Below are 1,874 nucleotides of genomic sequence, written 5' to 3'. Positions count from 1 at the left end.
CGCTTGACCGCGATCAGCGCGTCCATCAGCCGCAGACCCTCGAACGCGTCCCGGGCGTAGCGGACCTCGCCCTCGTAGATCTCGTGCAGGTCCTGCTCGACGTAGGCGCGGGTCAGCGCGGCGCCGCCCAGGATCACCGGGTAGTCGGCGGCCAGCTTGCGCTGGTTGAGCTCCTGGAGGTTCTCCTTCATGATCACGGTGGACTTGACCAGCAGCCCGGACATCCCGATCACGTCGGCGCGGTGCTCCACCGCCGCGTCCAGGATCGCCGACACCGGCTGCTTGATCCCCAGGTTCACCACCGTGTAGCCGTTGTTGGACAGGATGATGTCCACCAGGTTCTTGCCGATGTCGTGGACGTCGCCCTTGACGGTGGCCAGCACGATGGTGCCCTTGCCTTCGTCGTCGGACTTCTCCATGTGCGGCTCCAGGTGCGCCACCGCGGTCTTCATCACCTCCGCGGACTGCAGCACGAACGGCAGCTGCATCTGCCCGGAGCCGAACAGCTCGCCGACCACCTTCATCCCCGCCAGCAGCGTGCTGTTGACGATCTCCAGCGCCGGCCGCCCGGCCAGCGCCTCGTCCAGGTCCGCCTCCAGGCCCTTGCGCTCGCCGTCGACGATCCGCCGCTGCAGGCGCTCCTCCAGCGGCAGCGCCGCCAGCTCCTGCGCCTTCGTCTCCGCACTGGAGGCCGCCGAGACGCCCTCGAACAGCTGCAGCAGCTTCTGCAGCGGGTCGTAGCCCTCCGAGCGGCGGTCGTACACCAGGTCCAGCGCCACCTCGCGGCGCTCCTCGGGGATCCGCGCGATCGGCAGGATCTTCGAGGCGTGCACGATCGCCGAGTCCAGCCCCGCCTGCACGCACTCGTGCAGGAACACCGAGTTGATGACCTGACGGGCCGCCGGCGACAGGCCGAAGGAGATGTTCGACAGGCCCAGCGTGGTCTGCACCGCCGGGTGACGGCGCTTCAGCTCCCGGATCGCCTCGATCGTCTCGATGCCGTCGCGGCGCGACTCCTCCTGCCCGGTGCCCAGCGTGAACGCCAGGCAGTCCACCAGGATCGACCCCTCGTCGATGCCGTAGTCCTGCGTGAGTTCGGTGATCAGCCGCTCGGCGATCTCCACCTTCTTCGCCGCGGTGCGGGCCTGCCCGTCCTCGTCGATGGTCAGCGCGATCAGGCCCGCGCCGTGCTCCCGCGCCAGCGCCGCGATCCGCGCGAACCGCGAGTCCGGGGCGTTGCCGTCCTCGTAGTTGACGGAGTTCAGCACCGCCCGGCCGCCGAGCTTCTCCAGCCCCGCGCGCAGCACGTCCACCTCGGTGGAGTCCAGCACGATCGGCAGGGTGGAGGCGGTGGCCAGCCGGCCGGCGACCTCCTTCATGTCGGCGACGCCGTCGCGGCCGACGTAGTCCACGCACAGGTCCAGCAGGTGCGAGCCGTCCCGGATCTGGTCCCGGGCGATCTCCACACAGGCCTGCCAGTCGCCGGCGAGCATCGACTCGCGGAACTTCTTCGACCCGTTGGCGTTGGTGCGCTCGCCGATCGCCAGGTAGGAGGTGTCCTGGCGGAACGGCACCGACTGGTACAGCGAGGCGGCGGACGGCTCCGGCTGCGGGGAGCGCGGCGTCACCGCCCGCCCGCGCACCCGCTCCACCACCTGCCGCAGGTGCTCCGGCGTCGTACCGCAGCACCCGCCGACCAGCGACAGCCCGTACTCCCGGGTGAAGGTGTCGTGCGCGTCGGCCAGCTCCGCCGGGGAGAGCGGGTAGTGCGCGCCGTCCTTGCCCAGCACCGGCAGACCCGCGTTCGGCATGCAGGACAGCCCGATCCGGGCGTTCTTCGCCAGGTAGCGCAGGTGCTCGCTCATCTCCGCCGG

At 70.5% G+C, this 1,874-nt stretch carries 1 protein-coding gene; it reads right to left on the bottom strand.

Features of this window, described 5'->3' with window-relative positions:
* On the bottom strand, positions 1–1,874 hold a 1,874-nt coding region (locus tag ABD330_RS32175), incomplete at both ends, for a dihydropteroate synthase (protein WP_344469857.1).

Origin of the sequence: Kitasatospora kazusensis, from assembly GCF_039529945.1 — a bacterium.
GTDB classification, from domain to species: Bacteria; Actinomycetota; Actinomycetes; order Streptomycetales; family Streptomycetaceae; genus Kitasatospora; species Kitasatospora kazusensis.
The sequence above is the reverse complement of the archived record's forward strand: the minus strand, read 5'-3'. Positions and strand labels throughout refer to the sequence as shown.